This is a genomic window from Roseivirga sp., from assembly GCF_965216855.1.
Classification (GTDB): Bacteria; Bacteroidota; Bacteroidia; order Cytophagales; family Cyclobacteriaceae; genus Roseivirga.
This window is the reverse complement of record NZ_OZ244204.1, coordinates 2,591,615-2,611,368: the sequence shown is the minus strand read 5'-3', so window position 1 is coordinate 2,611,368 and position 19,754 is coordinate 2,591,615. Positions and strand designations below refer to the sequence as shown.

Genomic DNA, 19,754 nt, shown 5'->3' with positions numbered 1-19,754 from the left:
AGTCGAGTTAAATATTGTTAAGTCAGTTTCGGGCATCCAGGCCCCAATTTAGCTTTTGTCTCAATGTGTCAAAATACCTTGTCTCGGGAAATCTTACCAGCTTTGCCTCAAACTCCTCTCTCTTAACGGTAATTTCTACCGTATCGTCTACACTATGCGATCTTGAGTCGAGCGAAACCATGACTTGTCTCGATCTTCCCTCAATTTCAAAGGTAATTTCACTTCTATCTGACAGAATAATAGGTCTTACATTAAGGTTGTGTGGGCAAACCGGTGTAATGATAAAGTTCTTAAGACTAGGGTGAATTAATGGTCCTCCACAACTCAGCGAATACCCTGTTGATCCGGTTGGGGTTGACACGATCAAACCATCGGCCCAATATGAATTGAGGTAATCTCCATCTACATAGGCATGAACAACTATCATTGAAGAAGTCTCTTTCTTCACTATGGTAAGCTCGTTGAGACCAAAGTTAAATGGTTCAAAAAGGTCTTGATTTGAATCGACATGAATCAATGATCTCGATTCAATATCATAGGTTCCGGCAATCAGTTTATCCAATGCCTGCTTGATCTCATTGCGCGGAATTGTAGCCAAAAAGCCGAGCCTGCCAAGGTTAATCCCTACAATTGGTGTTTCTGATTCTCCGGTATAGGTAATAGTATCCAGTATTGTTCCGTCACCTCCCAGACTCAATACAAAGTCGAACTCTGAAAGACTCTGCCCTTTTCTGAAGGTTTTAAGACTATGGATATTAAAGTCCTTTTCCGATAAGTCCTTTCTGTACTCTTCTGAAATAGAGAGGTCGATACCGTCTGACTGAAGGTATTCAATGATGTCGGAAATACAGCCCTGTGCTTCAGGGCCTGTACTCTTTCCATGAACCGCTATCTTCATGTGCTTAAATGTTGAGGTATTTCATGAGCATGTCAAAACGTTCCTTGTCGTTCGACTTTACCTCTTCTTCCTGAAATCTTCCAATTATTTTATACCCAAACCTCTCCAGTGAGGCAACAATATGAGAGACCTCATTCTGGTTCAGCTTTAGCGTTACTCTTAATTTTGAGCTATCAGATACATCACTACCTACAGCTACACTCAGAATACGTGCATTCTCTCCCTCAATAAGCCTGGATATTTCTGCCAGAGAGTAATCTCTATGGTTCACCAGAAGCACCAATATGGCTCCCTGGTCCTGAACAGCCGTAGAATCTGCTATGGCTCTGATGGTATCTTCTATGCCAACTACTCCTAAAAATGCTCCGGTAGCCCCCAAAACAGCAACCATTTGAGAATCAAAATCTGAAGCCATTCTGATTACATCGTAGAAATGCTGATGCTCCAGCACCATACACCCCTGATCCTCTAACTCATACTCACTGATGGTCTTTTTCGGATCGTTGTCTTCCAGAATGATGTCTTCAGTAATGAACCCAAGGAAGCGTCCTTTTTCAATAACAGGAAGTTGATTGGACCTTAACTCTTCCATCCAAATAATGGCCTTATTACCATCATCCGTCAGTTTGAGCGGGGGAATCATATGATTTATCAAGTCAGCTGCTACCATCTTCTGGTTTGTCAAACACGTCTTGGCGTCTAAAGGTTCTCTTAATTAACGAGAGCCCATTCAAACAATATTATAAAAAGAAACCCAATTTTTAAGCATTTGCAGTCCGCATTCTGTCAACACGGCTTCCGGGTGAAATTGTATTCCATAGGCCTTATCAGCCTTACTTTCAAAAGCCATAAGCTCACCGGTAGCAGTATTAGCCGTGGCATTAAATCCCTTGGGGGGTTCTTTCAAAATCAAAGAATGGTATCTAACTACCTGAATGTGTTTATTCAATCCGCTAAACAATACTTCTGGTGCGGTTTCTATTTCAGATAGCTTGCCATGCATGGGCTTGGCCGCTTTAACCAGTTGAACTCCACAATGAACTCCTATAGCCTGATGCCCGAGGCAGATTCCCAAAAGCGGTGTTCTGCCAAAATAGTAAGCTGTAATTGCTAAAAGCTGACCAGCAGATTGCGGCTTCTCCGGACCCGGAGATAATACCACTCCTGCATAGTGGTTGTCTTTGAAATTTTCAAACGGCTCATCATTTCGCCTCACATCAACCTCTACATTGAGCTGACCAAAATAGTCAACGAGATTGAAGGTAAATGAATCGTAATTATCAATGAGCAGTATCACACAGGGGAGAGTAATTCCTTAATTGAGTCAAGCATGTCCTGGGCAAAAGGCAACACAACGTCCAGGCTGGCAATCAGCTTTGGTCCTAACTCTGAGAGAAACGGATATAGTACCAATTCCTCATCCTGACCCGGTAGTTCAATGCCGAAGTTATTGACTAGCCAAAGCAGTATACTCACTCCTATTGCCCATTTCACCAGGCCAAGAATAGCCCCGGCAAACTTGTCAAAACCTCCTAAAAGCGTCATATCAATCATCTTTTTCAGCAGCTTGCCAAGCATATTGATCAGCAGAATTATAGCCAGGAAAATGATGAGAAATGAAATAAAAGGTAGTAGCTGGCCAAAATCTTCGAAGTATTCCGATAGATAAACCATTCCGGTTTCCATCAGTTTAAATCCACCAATTATGGCCAGAATAAAAGCCAGAACACCAATGATCTCAAGCAACAGTCCCTTCTTAAAGCCAAGAAAGGCTCCAAAAACGAGAGGAATGAGCAAGATGATGTCCAGCGTCTTCACTTATTGAGTCAGTAGTGTTTTAACCATGGTAGAAATAGCCTTACCATCAGCTCTTCCTGCAAGTGCTTTTGTGGCAGCCCCCATTACTTTACCCATATCCTGAGGGCCGGAAGCTCCGACATTCGCAATTATACTTTGCAATTCTGCCTTAAGCTCATCTTCAGATAACTGCTTGGGTAAATAACGCTCGATTACCTCCGCTTCATCCATCTCCACCTGATACAAGTCTTCACGACCTTGCTCTTGATAGATAGCTGCGGAATCCTTTCTCTGTTTAACCGCTTTTGCCAAAAGTTTCATTTCAGCATCAGAGGAAAGCTCACCATTAGCCCCCTTATCTGTTTCTGCCAGAAGTATCATTGATTTGATAGAACGAAGCGCTTTGAGTTCGTCTTTATTCTTAGCCAACATTGCTTGCTTAATGTCGGCATCAATTTGCTGTTTTAGACTCATCTTGAATAATTCTTGTGAGATTTGAAATCATTAACTTGCGCACAAAGTTATGCAATAAAGCCAATTTGAATGACTAGACTAAGTGTGAACATCAATAAGGTGGCTACGATTAGAAATGCCCGGGGTGGAAATAACCCAAATGTGGTACAAGTAGCCATGGATGCAGAGCGTTTTGGCGCTCAGGGAATAACCATTCATCCCAGGCCAGACGAGCGACACATTACCACAAAAGACGTTTATGACCTCAAGAAAGTAGTAAGCACAGAGTTTAACATTGAAGGGTTTCCTGACGAGAGGTTTATGGAAATCCTCAATGATGTTCGTCCTGACCAGGCTACTTTGGTACCAGACCCACCGAATGTCTTGACTTCGAATGCCGGATGGGATACTATTAAGAGAGCCGAAGAATTAAAGCCACTGATCGATCAGATCAAGCAAATGGGAATTAGAGTTTCGATTTTTGTAGAACCAGAGGTAGATATTATTGAAGGAGCCAAGGCCCTGGGTACTGATAGAGTTGAACTGTATACAGAAATGTATGCTACTGCTTACAAAGAAAGCCCTGAAAAGGCCATTAAAAACTATGCTGAGGCTGCCCAAAAAGCTCACGAATTGGGAATTGGAATTAATGCAGGCCATGACCTCGACCTTGAAAACCTCAATTACCTAGTGAAAACCATTCCTTACATAGATGAGGTCTCAATAGGACATGCACTGATCTGTGATGCGCTTTATTATGGACTTGAAAATACAATCCAACTTTATTTAAGAGAGCTTAAAATATGAGTTTACTCAATCATAAAATTCTGGGGGAAGGAAAGCCCCTGGTCATTTTACATGGTCTGTTTGGTTCGCTGGACAACTGGATGACGTTAGGAAAAAAATGGGCGGAAGACCGTCAGGTCATTCTTGTGGACCAGAGAAACCATGGTAATTCCTTTCATTCAGATGACTTCAGTTATCAGGTGATGGCAGAAGATTTACTTAAACTGCTTAACCATCTCCAACTAGATAAAATTACACTGCTGGGACATTCGATGGGGGGAAAGACGGCCATGGAGTTTGCAACACATCATGAAGAAAAGATTGAAAAACTCATTGTTGCCGACATCGGGCCTAAGTACTATCCAGTTCACCATCATACCATTATTAAAGCATTCTACTCTGTTCCGGTGGCATCATTGCAGTCGAGAAATGAAGCGGATGATATACTAGCTCAGCAAATACCAGACTTCGGTATCAGACAATTCCTGCTGAAAAACCTGGCCAGAGAAAAGAATGGCTTCCGATGGAAAATGAATCTGGATGTAATTGCGAATAAGATTGAAGAAGTAGGTAAGTCTCTCAATCAGAATGCCGGGTTCGGCAAACCTACACTATTCGTCAGAGGCTCGAAGTCAGATTATATACTGAATGACGACCTTAACCTGATTCACTCCATTTTTAGTGACTCCAGGTTAGAGACTATAGAAAATGCCGATCACTGGCTACATGCTGAAAAGCCACAGGAATTCTTTCAAATTGTCAACAGCTTTATGTGCTAATATGAGTCAGGGACTAGTCTACTTAATACCCAATGTAATTTCTGCTGACACACAGGAGGACGTTATTCCTCTACAGGTGAAAAATGCTATTCTTGATACCGATATCTTTTTTGTGGAAGACCTGAGAACTGCTCGCAGATATGTGAGCAGCCTAAAACTTGGCTTGACCATAGAAGAACTGGACTTCAGAGTTCTGGATAAGAAAACCACGATAGAGCAATGCTTTGATATCGCTCAGCTCGCTCTGGAGGGAAAGAATCTTGGGGTTATTTCTGAAAGCGGATGCCCCGGAGTAGCGGACCCCGGAGCTAGGCTGATCCATATGGCCCAACAGTTAGGTATTATCTGTAAACCACTGGTGGGTCCATCATCCATACTGATGGCCCTGATGGCATCAGGTTTCAATGGTCAGTCCTTCGCTTTTCACGGCTATTTACCCATTGATCGTAAAGAGCGACAACAAAGGATCAGGCAACTGGAAAAGGAGTCAAGAGAAAAGGATCAGACGCAAATCTTTATGGATACTCCTTATAGAAATGAAGCGCTCCTCTTCGACATTATAAAAACAGCCCGCGGAGACTCATTCCTATGTGTTGCACGCGATATTACAGGCGAGAAGGAGCTCATTCGAACCAAATCCGTGTCAAAATGGAACGCTAAAGAAATTGATCTGAAAAAGATTCCGACCATCTTTTTGCTTTATGCCAATTAGAGATTTCGAATTTTCTTTCAGAGTTCTCGCGATAAACCTATTTTTGCAGCCTTAAATTATAATTTATGCCATATCTATTTACCTCAGAATCAGTGTCTGAAGGACACCCAGACAAAGTAGCAGACCAAATATCTGATGCTTTAATTGATAACTTTCTGGCTTTCGACCCTGACTCTAAAGTAGCTTGTGAAACTTTGGTAACTACTGGTCAGGTAGTACTTGCCGGAGAGGTAAAGTCAAACACTTATCTCGATGTGCAAAGAATTGCGCGTGATGTAATCCAGAAAATTGGTTATACCAAAGCAGAATATCAGTTTGACAGCAAATCCTGTGGTGTCCTTTCTGCAATTCATGAGCAGTCTGAAGATATTAACAGAGGGGTAGATAGAGCTTCTAAAGAAGAGCAAGGAGCAGGTGATCAGGGAATGATGTTTGGCTATGCTACCAATGAAACTGAGAACTACATGCCACTGGCTCTTGATTTGTCACATAAGATACTTCAGGTATTGGCAGATCTTAGAAGAGAAAACAAAGAAATTACCTATCTGAGACCAGATGCCAAGTCACAGGTAACCATAGAATACTCTGACGATAATGTGCCTACTCGAATTGATGCCATAGTCGTATCAACTCAGCACGATGATTTTGATGAGGAGAATACCATGTTGGCCAAAATCAAATCAGATATCATTAACATTCTGATTCCACGTGTTAAAGCCAAGTTGCCCGAAAGGATACAGCGGTTGTTCAACGATGATATCAAATACCACATCAACCCAACAGGCAAGTTTGTCATTGGTGGCCCTCATGGAGACACTGGTCTTACGGGAAGAAAAATCATTGTGGATACCTACGGTGGCAAAGGAGCACATGGAGGCGGTGCATTTTCAGGCAAAGACCCTTCTAAAGTAGACCGCTCCGCTGCCTATGCCACACGACATATTGCCAAAAACCTTGTAGCAGCCGGAGTAGCCGATGAGGTACTGGTTCAGGTTTCTTATGCTATAGGTGTTGTAGAACCAATGGGTATCTATATCAGCACTTATGGAAGCAGCAAAGTAAATATGAGCGATGGTGAAATTGCTAAAAAGGTTTCTGAGATCTTCGACATGAGACCATATGCTATTGAGAGCCGACTGAATCTGAGATCACCTATGTATTCAGAAACAGCTGCTTATGGCCATATGGGAAGAAAGAATGAAACGGTAAAGAAAACCTTCATTAACTCCAGCAATCAACCTCAGGAGTTCGAAGTTGAACTCTTTACCTGGGAAAAACTGGACTACATAGACAAGGTAAAAGAAGCCTTCGGTCTATAAAGAAAGAAGCCCTGTCGGTAATACCAACAGGGCTTTTTATTCTCAATGAGTGCGTAGCTTAATGTGCTACGATTTTCTCTTTATGCTTCTTGATTTGTCTTCTTAATGCTTCCGCACAGTGGTCTGTTGCTGCTTCGAATGAACCATTTGTTTTCTGAGCAAATAGTTGCTCTCCAGGAACATTGAGCTTGATTTCCACAGTCTTATTTTGAATCCCCTCATTATTCAATCTAAGAATTACCTCTGCATCAATTGTCCTATCATAAAAGGTATCTAGTTTATCGAGTTTTTTCTGAATGAAATCGATCAACTTAACGTCTGCATCGAAGTGGAGTGATTGAACTTGTACTTTCATGATCTTATAATTTAAAGGGTTAAACTTATGCCTTTGGATGAGCCTGATCGAAAACCGACTTCAGCTTTTCCAAAGAATTATGTGTATAAACTTGCGTTGCCGCCAGACTACTATGGCCCAACAAATCTTTCACCGCATTTAAATCGGCTCCTTTGTTCAATAAGTGGGTTGCAAAAGTGTGACGGAGTGCATGAGGACTCTTCTTGTCCAATGACGGTACTTGTGTTAAATACTTTTTTACAATTCTGTAAATCATCATCGGGTATGCTTGGCCTCCATTTTTGTTAACGATTAAATATGAGCCTTGGTCATGTGAAAAGACATGATTTTTCTCAGTTATTAGATTTTTTAACAATTGGGATAGACTCCTGGAAACAGGAATAATTCGCTCTTTATTTCTCTTACCAAGCACCTTAATAGTTGACTCTGAGGGCTTAAAGTCTGAAACCTTTAACCCAATCAGTTCTGAAAGTCTGATTCCCGTTCCATAAAGTAATTCTAAAATTACCTGCTCGGTTTTTCCTTCTAATGAATCATCATATACGAGACGATCAAGAAAATCTGAGAACTCCTGCTCATTGGCAAAGCCGGGAAGCTCCTTTTTGACTTTTAAAGACTTGATTTTTTGAGTTGGATCCTTACTTACCATCTCTCTTTTAAGAAGAAACTTGAAGTACGATCTCAGGGAAGCAATTTTTCTATTGACACTTCTGGAAGAATTACCTTCATCCATCAGCGATAGTACCCATGAACGAATCATGAGTTGTGTTACCTGCTCTAAACCTGAAATGTTGAAATTTTGCTGAGCGTAATGCTCGAATTGATTTAAGTCATTTTGATATGACTTGACGGTGTGTTGGCTGTACCGTTTTTCGTATGATATGTATCGAAGGAAGGATTCAACCATGTTAGTACTGCGTCTTTACACACAGTACTAACATAGTAATTTATCACTACTAAAGAAATGATTAGTAGTTTTCTTTAGCGTACATTTTTTGCTTATACGCTGCCTTAATTTTTTCTGTTCTACGAGATACAGAAGGCTTCTCATACTGAGTTCTAGATCTAAGTTCTCTAAGAACACCAGTTCTCTCGAATTTCTTCTTAAAACGCTTAAGCGCCTTATCGATAGATTCGTTTTCTTTTACGTTGATTACGATCATAATTTATAACACCTCCTCTCGTTCGGGCTGCAAAGATATATAATTAACATTGATTTCAATACCTGGCCTCTTGATTATTTAAGCAAGGTCCTGGAAATCACCAACTTTTGAATTTCAGAAGTACCTTCTCCAATAGTACAGAGCTTTGAATCTCTGTAGTATTTCTCCACGGGATAGTCTTTAGTGTAGCCATATCCTCCAAAAATCTGAACAGCCTCATTAGAAAATGAAACCGCACACTCAGAGGCATAATACTTAGCCATAGCCGACTCCTTTGTCACGGGTTTACCCTCGTTTTTAAGCTGAGCTGCTCTGAATGTGAGTAGCTTGGCACTTTCCAATTGTGTAGCCATATCCGCCAACTTGAATGAAATACCCTGGAAATTAAAGATAGGCTGATTGAATTGATGTCGCTCCTGAGCATATTGCAAAGCCGCCTCAAATGCACCTTCTGCAATACCTAAACTTAGGGCAGCAATAGATATTCTTCCACCATCCAATACCTTCATGGCCTGAATAAATCCCTCTCCAACATTTCCAAGCATATTTTCTTCCGGAACTCTGCAGTCTTCAAAAATCATTTCAGCAGTTTCTGAAGTCCTCATACCCAGCTTATCTTCCTTCTTACCTCCTTTGAAACCAGGGGTTCCTCTTTCTACCACAAAGGCGGTCATCCCATGAGAGTCACCTACTTCTCCGGTACGCACAATGACAACAGCTATATCTCCCGACTTACCGTGCGTGATCCAATTTTTGGTACCATTGATCACCCATTCACTTCCATCCTTCTTTGCCGTAGTCTTCATATTACCGGCATCTGAACCTGTATTGGGCTCAGTAAGACCCCAGGCACCAATCCATTCAGCAGTGGCCAGTTTTGGTAACCATCGCTTCTTCTGTTCTTCATTTCCAAATTGTAGAATATGGCCAGTACATAAAGAATTATGGGCCGCAACAGATAATCCGATTCCCGGATCCAGCTTGGCGATTTCAGAAACTACGGTAATGTATTCGTCATAGGTAAAACCAGATCCACCATATTCCTGAGGAACCAAAACCCCCATTAAGCCTAATTCTCCAAACTTCTTAAACACATGAACTGGAAATTCCTGCTTATCATCCCACTCATTGCGGAATGGTGTGATTTCCTTTTCACCAAAATCCTTAATCATATCAGCAATCATCTGCTGATTCTCATTCAACTCAAAATCCATTGCTATTATAGTTTGACGAAAATTACCAAAAACGATTCACCAAACAAACGATCGTTAGGTTGAATAGTTTAACGAGAATTATTTTCTCTTCATCTACTTAATCTCACCATTTAGCTAAATTGACGATTCTAGAACAGGCAATAAATTAGATTTGACAAAAAAGGCACAATGAGAAAATTACTGATTACTGGAGGAGCCGGATTTATTGGAAACCATGTTGTAAGGCTATTCGTCAACCAGTACCCTGATTATTCCATTTTCAATCTTGATGCTCTGACCTATGCAGGAAACCTTGAGAACCTCAAAGATATTGAACAGGCTTCCAATTATCATTTTATTAAAGGAGATATAACCAATGAAGCATTTATTGATCGGCTTTTTGGCGAGCATCAGTTTGACGGGGTTATTCACCTTGCGGCAGAATCGCATGTGGACCGTTCTATATCTGACCCTCTCGCATTCGTAAAGACTAACATCTTAGGTACAGTTAATCTATTAAACTCGGCCAGAAAACATTGGAGCAATAATTACGATGGAAAACTCTTTTATCATATTTCCACAGATGAAGTTTATGGCTCTCTTGGTGATTCAGGTTTCTTTAAGGAAACGACCTCATACGACCCTCAATCGCCATATTCTGCTTCCAAGGCAAGTTCTGATCATTTTGTTCGGGCCTATGCCAACACTTACAAATTACCTGTTGTAATATCAAACTGTTCCAATAACTACGGCCCAAACCAATTTCCTGAAAAATTGCTCCCCCTCTGTATTCACAATATTCGGAACAATAAGCCTTTGCCTATCTATGGTAAAGGAGACAATATCAGAGACTGGTTGTATGTTATAGATCATGCAAGAGCTATTGATAAAATTTTCCATCATGGGAAAAGAGAGGAAACCTACAATATTGGTGGTTTTAATGAATGGAAAAATCTGGACATTGTTGAGCTACTCTGTGATATCATGGATAAAAAGCTGGGCAGACAAGTCGGTCAGTCAAGAACCCTGATCACCTTTGTAAAAGACAGAGCCGGACATGATAAGCGATACGCTATAGACGCATCCAAAATAAAGGAAGAGCTAGGATGGGAGCCTTCTTTGCAATTTGAAGAAGGTCTGGAAAAAACTGTAGATTGGTATTTGAACAATCAAAAATGGCTTGATCATGTTACTTCAGGCGATTACCAAAATTACTATCAAAAACAATATCAGGGATGAAAGGAATTATTTTAGCAGGAGGATCCGGTACAAGACTTTACCCCTTGACCCATGCTGTAAGTAAGCAGTTAATGCCAGTCTACGATAAACCTATGATTTATTATCCGCTTTCAATTCTCATGTTAGCAGGTATCAGAGATATCCTCATTATCTCAACCCCTCATGATTTACCCAATTTCAAGTTGTTGCTCGGTGATGGCAGTAGAATTGGCTGTTCCTTTTGTTACGCAGAACAACCAGAACCAGAAGGTTTAGCCCAAGCATTTACAATTGGTGAACAATTTATCGGCACTGACAAGGTAGCCTTAATCTTGGGAGACAACATTTTCTATGGTTCAAACCTTCCTAAGTTGCTAAGAGAGAATGCCGACCCTGATGGAGGGATTGTTTATGCTTACCGAGTCAATGACCCTGAAAGATATGGGGTTGTTGAATTCGATGAAAACATGAATGCCATGTCGATAGAGGAAAAGCCGTTAAAGCCCAAATCTAATTGGGCAATTCCAGGAATTTATTTCTACGATAATCAAGTAGTTGATATCGCAAAAAGCCTGAAGCCTAGTGCAAGAGGAGAACTAGAGATTACAGATGTCAATAAAACTTACCTCCAGATGGGAAAGCTCAAAGTGAGTACCATGGATAGAGGTACTGCCTGGCTAGACACGGGTACCATTGACTCATTAATGCAGGCTGGACAGTTTGTACAAATTCTTGAAAAAAGACAAGGCATTAAAATCTCTTGCATTGAGGAAATAGCATACCGTATGGGATATATCGATGCCGACCGTCTGGCATCTATTGCCCAGCCGTTAAAAAAATCTGGATATGGTCAATACCTCCTCAGTCTGCTTGAAGTGTAAACTTTACTCATTATAAAGGACAGTTAAGACGACATTTGCGACTGCAGACAATACGTCTTTACTAATGACTGACATATTATCATCTCTTGTATGATGGTATGGTCCGAAGTTGTCAGAGTTAGCTCTGTAGTCAATAATATCAATCATTGGAATACGTGCATATTTATTGACGAACACATGATCATCTGTCATGTACTGCATTCCCATGCTTTTAATAAAGTACTGTTCATAACCGAGTTCATGAGCAATGTTCCAGGTCTGTTCAAGGATTCTACCCGCGTTCCGTTGTGATTCTCCATCGTAATAAAAAGTAGAACCTTCGGCCCCTACCATATCCAACAGTATTCCATAATAGGCAGTGTAATTCGCCTTATGCTTATTTTTACTCCAATACTGAGAACCAAGGCAATACCATGCTTCTTTTCCAAAATCTCTTGGATTAATACCTTCTGACCTCACCTGATGCTCTCCCCAATCTTCACCATCAAATAGAATCATATCCACTCCAACAGCAGGGCCATTTTGTCCACTAATGATTCTGGCTATTTCGAGCAATACTGCTACTCCGCTCCCACCATCATTCGCCCCATCAATGGCGACCATGTCATCTTCAGGGTCTTTATCGCCAAAAGGACGGGTATCCCAGTGAGCGGCTAATAGAATTCGCTTTTTAACCTCGGGATTAAATGAAGCGATGATGTTCTTCAATCTCACTTCAGTACCATCGTATATATTGTCTGTGAATTCCTGTACGGTTACCGATGCACCATAGCTTTCAAACTTTGAAACAAACCAGTCAGCTGCTTCTGCATGAGCTTCAGTATTTGGTACCCTGGGGCCAAAATCTACCTGACTCTGAACAAACTGATATAATGAATCTTTATTCGATTCTGGAGCCTCTTTCAGGCTTAGCTGTTGAGTAGGAGTCTCCTTTCCCCCACCTCCCGAACTACAGGAAATGAATATGGAGAGGATCGACAAAAGAAGAAGCTTAGGCGAATTTTTCATAAATCTGTATTGAAGGTCTAAAAATAGAGGCATTTCTTATAAACTACGAATGATAGCACCTTTTGATATGAAATAAAAATCTACTATTTTTGCACCACTTAATGGTAAATTTCCAGAGGGGACACGAAGTCCCCTCTTTCGTTATCATACATGAAAGAGATTACAGAAACGATTAAAGAATTAGCGGAAAGGCATCTTGAAGATGACAGCTTTTTTATTGTTGATGTAATTTCCAAAGGGGTAACAGGAAAAACCAAAATTTTAGTATTGCTGGATGGCGATGAAGGAGTAACAATCGATGATTGTGCCCATTTAAGCAGAAAACTGGCCGAAGATATTGAATTAGAAGACATCATTGATGTAGCCTACATATTGGAAGTGTCTTCTCCCGGGCTGGACCACCCGCTGGCTTCTGCCAGGCAATACAAGAAGAATGTAGGCAGAAGACTGAAAGTAAGACTTTTGGAAGGCTCCACGCTTGAAGGGGAACTGAAATCAGTAAGTGAGGCAGGCATAATACTGGCTGCCGAGAAAAAAGAAAAGAAGAAAAAATTAATCGAAGAGAAAGAATTGAGTTTCTCTGACATTGAAAAAGCTAATGTGTTAGTGTCATTTAAGTAGATAAAATGGACAGTGGAATTTTAATTGAGTCGTTTGCAGATTTTGCAAAGCAGAAAAACGTAGACAGACCTACTATGATCAGAATTCTGGAAGATGTTTTCAGAACTATGATCAGAAAGAAATTCGAAGTAGATGATAATTTCGACATTATTATCAACGCAGATAAAGGTGACCTTGAAATCTGGAGATTCAGAGAAATCGTTGACGATAACTCAGAAGACATCTGGGATTATGATAAAATCAGTTTAACTGACGCCAGACAAATCGAGCCCGATTTTGAAATTGGTGAAGAAGTAGCTGAAGAAATTAAGTTAGTAGATTTCGGCCGCAGAGCGGTAATGACTGCCCGTCAGACGCTAATACAGAGAATTAAAGACCTGGAGAAAGACATCCTTTATCAGAAGTATAAAGATCTGGTGGGAGAAATCATTTCAGCAGAGGTTTATCAGATTTTGGGCAGAGAAGTACTTTTGGTAGATGGTGAGGGCAACGAACTCTCTCTTCCTAAGCACGAACAAATTTCTAAAGACAGATTTAGAAAAGGAGACAATGTAAGAGCCATTGTCGACAGGGTTGAAATGATCAATGGAAATCCGAAAATTATCCTTTCCAGAACTTCTGGAGAATTTCTTGAGAGACTGTTTGAAAGTGAAGTTCCTGAAGTATATGATGGTTTGATTACCATTAAGAAAGTAGTTCGTGAGCCAGGAGAAAGAGCCAAGGTAGCAGTTGAGTCATATGATGACCGAATTGATCCTGTAGGTGCCTGTGTAGGGATGAAAGGATCAAGAATTCACTCAATTGTGCGTGAATTACAAAACGAAAATATTGATGTTATCAACTTTACTGATAACATGGAACTATATATTTCCCGTGCTCTTAGCCCAGCTAAAATCTCAAGCATGAAGATTTTGACTGATGACGGCAGAGTATCGGTTTATCTGAAGCCTGATCAAGTGTCACTGGCCATCGGTAAAGGTGGACAAAACATTAAACTGGCTTCCAAATTAGTAGGTCTTGAAATCGATGTATTCAGAGAGTTGAATGAGTACGAAGAGGAAGATGTCGATTTGGACGAGTTTGCAGATGAAATCGATAGCTGGATTATCGATGAATTGAAAAGAATTGGTTTGGATACTGCCAAGAGTGTTCTCGCACTGGCTCAGGACGATATTGTTAGAAGAACTGAGTTGGAAGAAGAAACTGTTAAGTATCTGTTCGAAATATTAAATAAGGAGTTCGAACAATAATAGAATTTTTAAAAACCTTAAAAAGAGGGATATTTGAGTATGTCAGAAGAAAAAATGATGAGGCTCAGCCAGGTGGCCAGAAAGTTGAATGTGGGAACACATACAATCGTAGACTTTCTGGCAACTAAGGGTTTTGAAATAGAAAGCAGTCCGAATGCGAAAATTTCCGGGCAGCAATATGATATGCTGGCCAAAGAGTTCGCTGCGTCTGCTCATGAAAAAGAAGAAGCCTCTCATCTAACCATTGGAACCAAGCATGTAGAAGACATGGTAATAGATTCCAGTGGTGTGACAACTGAGCCTTATAAGGAACCAGCTAAGAAAGAGGAGCCGGCTAAGCCTGCCCCTGCTGAGAAAAAAGAGCCGGTTGCTGAAGCTCCAAAAGAGGAGCCTAAAAAAGAAGAACCTAAGGCCGAAGCTAAAGCTCCAGCCAAAGAGGAAGAAAAAGAAGTTAAGGCAGAGGAGAAGAAAGAAGAGCCAGTTGCCAAAAAAGAAGAGAAGAAAGAGGAAGACAAAAAGCCAGGTCTGAGAGTACTCGGCAAAATTGATCTTGGCGCTGAGAAGAAGAAGGAAGAAAAGCCTAAAGAGCAAGCCAAAGAAGAGCCTAAGGAAGAGGTGAAAAAACCTGAGCCGCCTAAAGCCCAGGAAAAAGAGCAACCTAAAGAACCAGAGAAAGTACAGGCAAAAGCCGATTCTCTCAGAGGTCTGAAAGTACTAGGTAAAATTGAGCTCCCTGTTGAAAAACCAAAGAAATCTAAAGAAGACGCTAATAAAGGAAATGCGGGAGATAATCGCGGTAAGAGACCACGAAAGAGAATTCAGCAAACCAAAGTAGAGCGCGCTTCCAAAGGAGCAAATGATAACCGAAGAGGTGGGGGTGGTAATCAAAGAGGCAGAAAACATGTGCCGAAAGAAGAACTCACCGATAAGGAAATTCAGGAGCAGATTAAAGAAACACTGGCACGTCTTAGTGGCGGTGGAAAAGGAGGCGGAAAGAGCCGTTCCAAATACAGAAAAGAAAAAAGGAGTGCTGCTGCTGAAGCTGCTGAAGAACAAAAGCTGAAGCAACAGGAAGAAAGTAAAATCCTTAAGGTAACTGAATTTATCTCAGCCAGTGATTTGGCTAGCTTGATGAACGTATCAGTTAATGAGGTCATCTCCGCCTGTATGTCACTGGGTATGTTCGTTTCGATCAACCAGCGACTTGATGCTGAAGCCATCACCATCATTGCCGATGAATTCGGTTACGATGTTCAATTCACTTCTGCTGATGATGAAGTAGAAGTAATTGAAGAAGAAGACGATGCTGAAGACTTAATGGACAGAGCACCCATTGTGACCATCATGGGTCACGTTGATCACGGTAAAACATCATTGCTCGATTACATCAGAGATGCCAACGTAACAGCCGGTGAGGCAGGGGGTATTACCCAGCACATTGGTGCCTACGATGTAGAAACCAAAGACGGAAAAAGAATAGCATTCCTCGATACTCCTGGTCACGAAGCCTTTACCGCTATGCGTGCAAGGGGTGCCAAAATCACTGACGTTGCCATCATCGTTGTAGCGGCAGACGATAATGTGATGCCTCAGACAAAAGAGGCCATCAATCACGCCCAGGTAGCTGAGGTGCCAATCGTTATCGCAATCAACAAAGTAGATAAGCCAAGCGCTAATCCAGATAAAATCCGTGAAGAACTCGCTAACCTGAATATTCTGGTAGAAGATTGGGGTGGTAAATACCAATGCCAGGAGGTTTCGGCCAAGACTGGTCAGGGTATTGAAGAGTTATTGGAAAAAGTACTCCTTGAGGCAGAATTACTGGAGCTTAAAGCCAATCCTAATAAAGGTGGAGTTGGTACAGTAATAGAAGCCTCTCTCGATAAAGGTAGAGGTTACCTGGCCACTTTGATGGTTCAGTCCGGAACAATGAAAGTGGGAGATGTTGTACTGGCAGGTTCTCACTATGGTAAAGTAAAGGCCATGTTTGACCACAGAGGAAACCGACTGAAAGAAGTTGGTCCTTCTACTCCGGTGCAAATGCTCGGTTTATCAGGAGCTCCTCAGGCTGGTGATAAGTTCAACGTAATGGAATCAGAGCGCGAAGCTCGTGAAATTGCCAATAAACGTGAGCAAATCCTCAGAGAGCAAAGTGTAAGAACCAAGAAGCACATTACGCTCGATGAGATCGGTAGACGACTTGCGGTAGGTAACTTTAAGGAACTGAATGTTATCGTTAAAGGTGACGTGGATGGTTCTGTAGAAGCCCTGAGTGATTCATTACTGAAGCTCTCTACTGAAGAAGTTCAAGTGAACATCATTCACAAGGCTGTTGGACAGATTTCTGAATCCGATGTTCTTCTAGCTACTGCTTCTGATGCCATTATCCTTGGTTTCCAGGTGAGACCTTCAGGTGGTGCAAGAAGACTTGCTGAGAATGAAGAAATCGAAATCAGACTTTATTCTATCATCTACGATGCGATCAATGAGATCAAAGATGCGATGGAAGGTCTGCTCGAGCCAACTGAGAAGGAAGTTATCACTGGTAACATTGAAGTGAGAGAAACCTTCAAAATCTCTAAAGTTGGTACCGTTGCTGGTTGTTATGTAACTGATGGTTATGTGAAGAGAAACAATCAGATTCGATTGGTCAGAGACGGTATTGTGGTTTACACAGGAGATATCGGACAATTGAAACGATTCAAAGATGATGTGAACGAAGTAAAATCAGGTTACGAATGTGGTCTGAGCATCAAGAACTTCAACGACATTAAGGAGGGAGATATCATTGAAGGATTCGAGATTCAAGAAGTGAAAAGAACGCTTTAAACGTTCAATGAATTATATTCAACCCTGTTCCCGATTTATCAGGAACAGGGTTTTTTTATGCTTACTTTCTTAATACTTACACTGCTTGCCCTATTCCTGATTGGTCTGGGATTTTACAAACCACATTGGGTGGTCTGGTGGATGGAAATTCAAAACAGGTTAAGAGTATTGATTTTATACGGCTCAATGGCCATTATTTTCTACCTCTTATACCTTCTCACATAACAGCAACTTTCTACTCTCCATATCTGTAGTCGCCAGAATGTAATGTTTCCCCCCATCTTTCAAGCCTGTCTTCTGACGGATAGCCTGAACAGACATAGGGTAATTTCGCACAGTTATATTGGCCTGATCTGAATTGAATTGACTTCTGAGTTTCTTTTTGTTTAACGGAAGTACATCCATCAATTTGAAGCTCCTTCCCGGAAATTCGGAAACGAACCTGTCACTCGTGTATAGATGACTATTAGGATGAAGTTTGTTCAGATTGAAGCGCTTAACCACAGACTTAAAGGCCCCTGCTTTGAGTATGGCCAGATTGGGCTCATAAATATATGTCTGAGCTGAGCTATAGTTGATGTTAACCTTATCTTCCTCGGAATATAAAAATTCCAAAATACTGGTATGAGTAGCCAGATTGACTGCCTTTACTTTGGTCTCTCCTGTCAATTCCTTCCTTAATAGGAACAAAAGTTCCTTCACCTCATTATTCAAAGCCACCACATGCACCTCCTCTACATGTTTGAGATCATTAATGGCTTTCTTAATGTCGAGCATGGGAGAAGCCTTGATCATAACGGTTTTGGCCTTCTCCAGCAGCAGGGGTAAAAGCTCAATTACGTTAGGGCTGTAATCATCAAGGAAAATGACCTTTTGCTCCTGATCATCACGTCTGGCCGGATCTATGTAAACCAGATCGACCTCTTTCATCTCCTGAAGGTATTTCTCTGCTGTGTTCCTGACTGTATTGATATTCGCTTTAAGCACACCAAAATTGTGACTCACAACCTGATGAAGCTCCTCATTCATTTCAACATGAGTGACTTCAGAGAACTGCCTTGATAAATAATAGGTATCAACTCCAAAACCTCCTGTCAAATCGGTCATTGATTTACCCGATATGAGGCTGGACTTATAGGTTGCGGTGCGCTGGGAAGAGCATTGCTCCATAGAAATGACAGCCGGCCAGATAAGCCCTTTTTGACCGAACCAGTCCGGGAGTTTTAATTGAGCCTTCTTACGGGCAACTATCTGATTGACAATATCTTTCATAGGCCAACCAGGATACTGACTGGCCCTGAGCATTAGGTCTGCCGGCTGATCATCTAAATGATCATCGATAAATTGTTGAATTTCTGGTTGAAGCAGCTCGATCAAGCCTTCACCATTTGCTTCTGTAAATACTCCACAATTTGAACAGCGTTAGTAGCCGCTCCCTTTCTCAGGTTATCGGCCACAATCCACATATTGAGGGTATTCGGTTGACTCTCATCCCTACGCAATCTACCAACGAATACCTCATCCTTTTTGTGGGCAGTTAATGGCATGGGATAAACATTGTTCTTAGGATCATCCTGAAGAATGATTCCCGGCATTTCAGTTAACAATTGTTTTACCTCGTCCATATTGAAATCTTCCTTGAACTCTACATTGACCGCTTCAGAATGTCCTCCCATTGTCGGGATTCTTACGGTAGTAGAAGTAATTCCAATATTGAAGTCGTTGAAAATCTTCTTGGTCTCATTCACCATTTTCATTTCCTCCTTGGTGTATCCATTGTCCATGAATACATCAATATGAGGTAGAACATTCATGTCGATCTTATGTGCATAACACATTGGCCCGTCTATGCCTTGTCGCTCATTCATCATTTGGTCTACAGCAGCCTTTCCTGATCCGGTTACCGACTGATATGTTGAAACGACAATTCTCTTAATTCCATAACGCTTTCTTAAAGGCTCAAGCGCTACCACCATTTGAATAGTCGAGCAATTTGGATTGGCAATGATCTTATCTTCAGCACTCAATTCTGAGGCATTTATTTCTGGAACGATCAGCTTATGGTCTGGGCTCATTCTCCATGCTGAAGAATTGTCAACCACTGTTGTACCAGCCTCAGCAAATTTAGGCGCCCATTCCAGAGAAGTACTTCCACCTGCAGAGAAGATCGCAAAATCGGGAGCCTGAGCAACGGCCTCCTCCATGGTGATTACAGTGTATTCCTTACCCTTGAATGTCTTCTTTATACCGGCTGACTTAGCAGAAGCTACCAATAACAGCTCATCAAATTCAACATTCCTTTCGTCAAGGACCTCCAGGATCTCCCCTCCCACAAGTCCAGTCGCACCTACAACTGCAATCTTCATAGTATCAATTAATTAAGATTCTCGCAACACGCGAAAAACGCGTCAAATTTACTACTTTAGTGAACCTGAGCACAAGAAATGAGAAATTGTTTTCTCCTAGCACTACTACTCTGCACGAATTACCTG

21 protein-coding genes are annotated in these 19,754 nt (G+C 41.3%); 9 read left to right on the top strand and 12 right to left on the bottom strand.

Features of this window, described 5'->3' with window-relative positions; translation table 11 throughout:
• Positions 1–22: 22 nt before the first annotated feature.
• The 5 genes from ACOOEY_RS11530 to ACOOEY_RS11510 form a co-directional block, all read right to left on the bottom strand.
• Positions 23–898 carry an NAD kinase gene (locus ACOOEY_RS11530; protein ID WP_420384866.1) on the bottom strand — a complete coding sequence of 292 codons (876 nt, stop codon included), beginning with the start codon at positions 896–898 and terminating at the stop codon, positions 23–25.
• 4 nt (positions 899–902) lie between these two features.
• Complete coding sequence (locus ACOOEY_RS11525; protein ID WP_420384865.1) at positions 903–1,541, bottom strand: CBS domain-containing protein; 639 nt, start codon at positions 1,539–1,541, stop codon at positions 903–905.
• A gap of 87 nt (positions 1,542–1,628) precedes the next feature.
• On the bottom strand, positions 1,629–2,195 hold the full coding sequence (locus ACOOEY_RS11520; protein WP_420384864.1) for an anthranilate synthase component II: 567 nt from the start codon (positions 2,193–2,195) through the stop codon (positions 1,629–1,631).
• The gene (locus tag ACOOEY_RS11515) at positions 2,192–2,716 is read right to left on the bottom strand and encodes a CvpA family protein (protein ID WP_420384863.1); all 525 of its coding nucleotides are present in this window, start codon (positions 2,714–2,716) and stop codon (positions 2,192–2,194) included. The genes ACOOEY_RS11520 and ACOOEY_RS11515 overlap by 4 nt, the downstream gene beginning before the upstream one ends.
• Positions 2,717–3,169: a GatB/YqeY domain-containing protein gene (locus ACOOEY_RS11510; protein WP_420384862.1), complete on the bottom strand. Its 453-nt coding sequence runs from the start codon at positions 3,167–3,169 to the stop codon at positions 2,717–2,719.
• A gap of 69 nt (positions 3,170–3,238) precedes the next feature.
• Between ACOOEY_RS11510 and ACOOEY_RS11505 the strand changes: the two genes are divergently transcribed.
• The 4 genes from ACOOEY_RS11505 to metK all read left to right on the top strand — a co-directional run bounded on the left by ACOOEY_RS11505 (position 3,239) and on the right by metK (position 6,744).
• Positions 3,239–3,955, top strand: a complete 717-nt coding sequence (locus ACOOEY_RS11505) for a pyridoxine 5'-phosphate synthase (RefSeq protein WP_420384861.1) — start codon at positions 3,239–3,241, stop codon at positions 3,953–3,955.
• Positions 3,952–4,713 (top strand): alpha/beta fold hydrolase, encoded by a 762-nt coding sequence (locus ACOOEY_RS11500; RefSeq protein ID WP_420384860.1) that lies wholly within the window; start codon positions 3,952–3,954, stop codon positions 4,711–4,713. Before ACOOEY_RS11505 ends, ACOOEY_RS11500 begins: the two co-directional genes overlap by 4 nt.
• 1 nt (position 4,714) lies before the next feature.
• A complete protein-coding gene (locus ACOOEY_RS11495; RefSeq protein WP_420384859.1) occupies positions 4,715–5,425 on the top strand; it encodes an SAM-dependent methyltransferase in 711 nt (236 codons plus the stop codon).
• A 65-nt stretch (positions 5,426–5,490) separates the two neighbouring features.
• A complete protein-coding gene (gene metK / locus ACOOEY_RS11490; RefSeq protein WP_420384858.1) occupies positions 5,491–6,744 on the top strand; it encodes a methionine adenosyltransferase in 1,254 nt (417 codons plus the stop codon).
• A 58-nt stretch (positions 6,745–6,802) separates the two neighbouring features.
• Here metK and hpf read toward each other — a convergent pair whose 3' ends face one another.
• From hpf to ACOOEY_RS11470, 4 genes are all read right to left on the bottom strand, one after another.
• Complete coding sequence (gene hpf / locus ACOOEY_RS11485) at positions 6,803–7,099, bottom strand: ribosome hibernation-promoting factor, HPF/YfiA family (RefSeq protein ID WP_420384857.1); 297 nt, start codon at positions 7,097–7,099, stop codon at positions 6,803–6,805.
• Positions 7,100–7,124: 25 nt separating this feature from the next.
• Complete coding sequence (locus ACOOEY_RS11480; RefSeq protein ID WP_420384856.1) at positions 7,125–8,006, bottom strand: tyrosine-type recombinase/integrase; 882 nt, start codon at positions 8,004–8,006, stop codon at positions 7,125–7,127.
• A gap of 61 nt (positions 8,007–8,067) precedes the next feature.
• Positions 8,068–8,262 carry a 30S ribosomal protein S21 gene (gene rpsU / locus ACOOEY_RS11475; protein ID WP_420384855.1) on the bottom strand — a complete coding sequence of 65 codons (195 nt, stop codon included), beginning with the start codon at positions 8,260–8,262 and terminating at the stop codon, positions 8,068–8,070.
• A 74-nt stretch (positions 8,263–8,336) separates the two neighbouring features.
• Positions 8,337–9,476: an acyl-CoA dehydrogenase gene (locus tag ACOOEY_RS11470; RefSeq protein ID WP_420384854.1), complete on the bottom strand. Its 1,140-nt coding sequence runs from the start codon at positions 9,474–9,476 to the stop codon at positions 8,337–8,339.
• A 168-nt stretch (positions 9,477–9,644) separates the two neighbouring features.
• Here ACOOEY_RS11470 and rfbB point away from each other — a divergent pair, with 168 nt between their 5' ends.
• Together rfbB and rfbA are read left to right on the top strand one after the other, a co-directional pair.
• Positions 9,645–10,694, top strand: a complete 1,050-nt coding sequence (gene rfbB, locus ACOOEY_RS11465; protein ID WP_420384853.1) for a dTDP-glucose 4,6-dehydratase — start codon at positions 9,645–9,647, stop codon at positions 10,692–10,694.
• Entirely contained in the window at positions 10,691–11,554 is an 864-nt protein-coding gene (rfbA, locus tag ACOOEY_RS11460) for a glucose-1-phosphate thymidylyltransferase RfbA (RefSeq protein WP_420384852.1), read from the top strand. The genes rfbB and rfbA overlap by 4 nt, the downstream gene beginning before the upstream one ends.
• Before the next feature lie 3 nt (positions 11,555–11,557).
• Here rfbA and ACOOEY_RS11455 read toward each other — a convergent pair whose 3' ends face one another.
• Complete coding sequence (locus ACOOEY_RS11455) at positions 11,558–12,562, bottom strand: M28 family peptidase (RefSeq protein WP_420384851.1); 1,005 nt, start codon at positions 12,560–12,562, stop codon at positions 11,558–11,560.
• Positions 12,563–12,712: 150 nt separating this feature from the next.
• Here ACOOEY_RS11455 and rimP point away from each other — a divergent pair, with 150 nt between their 5' ends.
• The 3 genes from rimP to infB are packed head-to-tail and all read left to right on the top strand — an operon-like array spanning position 12,713 to position 17,262.
• Positions 12,713–13,183: a ribosome maturation factor RimP gene (rimP, locus tag ACOOEY_RS11450; RefSeq protein WP_420384850.1), complete on the top strand. Its 471-nt coding sequence runs from the start codon at positions 12,713–12,715 to the stop codon at positions 13,181–13,183.
• A gap of 5 nt (positions 13,184–13,188) precedes the next feature.
• Positions 13,189–14,433: a transcription termination factor NusA gene (nusA, locus tag ACOOEY_RS11445; RefSeq protein WP_420384849.1), complete on the top strand. Its 1,245-nt coding sequence runs from the start codon at positions 13,189–13,191 to the stop codon at positions 14,431–14,433.
• Between the two features lie 39 nt (positions 14,434–14,472).
• A complete protein-coding gene (gene infB / locus ACOOEY_RS11440; protein WP_420384848.1) occupies positions 14,473–17,262 on the top strand; it encodes a translation initiation factor IF-2 in 2,790 nt (929 codons plus the stop codon).
• A gap of 207 nt (positions 17,263–17,469) precedes the next feature.
• On the opposite strand, the gene ACOOEY_RS11435 is transcribed toward infB, so the two are convergent.
• Both ACOOEY_RS11435 and ACOOEY_RS11430 read right to left on the bottom strand, forming a co-directional pair.
• Entirely contained in the window at positions 17,470–18,639 is a 1,170-nt protein-coding gene (locus ACOOEY_RS11435; protein ID WP_420384847.1) for a class I SAM-dependent methyltransferase, read from the bottom strand.
• On the bottom strand, positions 18,636–19,628 hold the full coding sequence (locus ACOOEY_RS11430; protein WP_420384846.1) for an aspartate-semialdehyde dehydrogenase: 993 nt from the start codon (positions 19,626–19,628) through the stop codon (positions 18,636–18,638). Before ACOOEY_RS11430 ends, ACOOEY_RS11435 begins: the two co-directional genes overlap by 4 nt.
• Positions 19,629–19,754 lie beyond the last annotated feature (126 nt).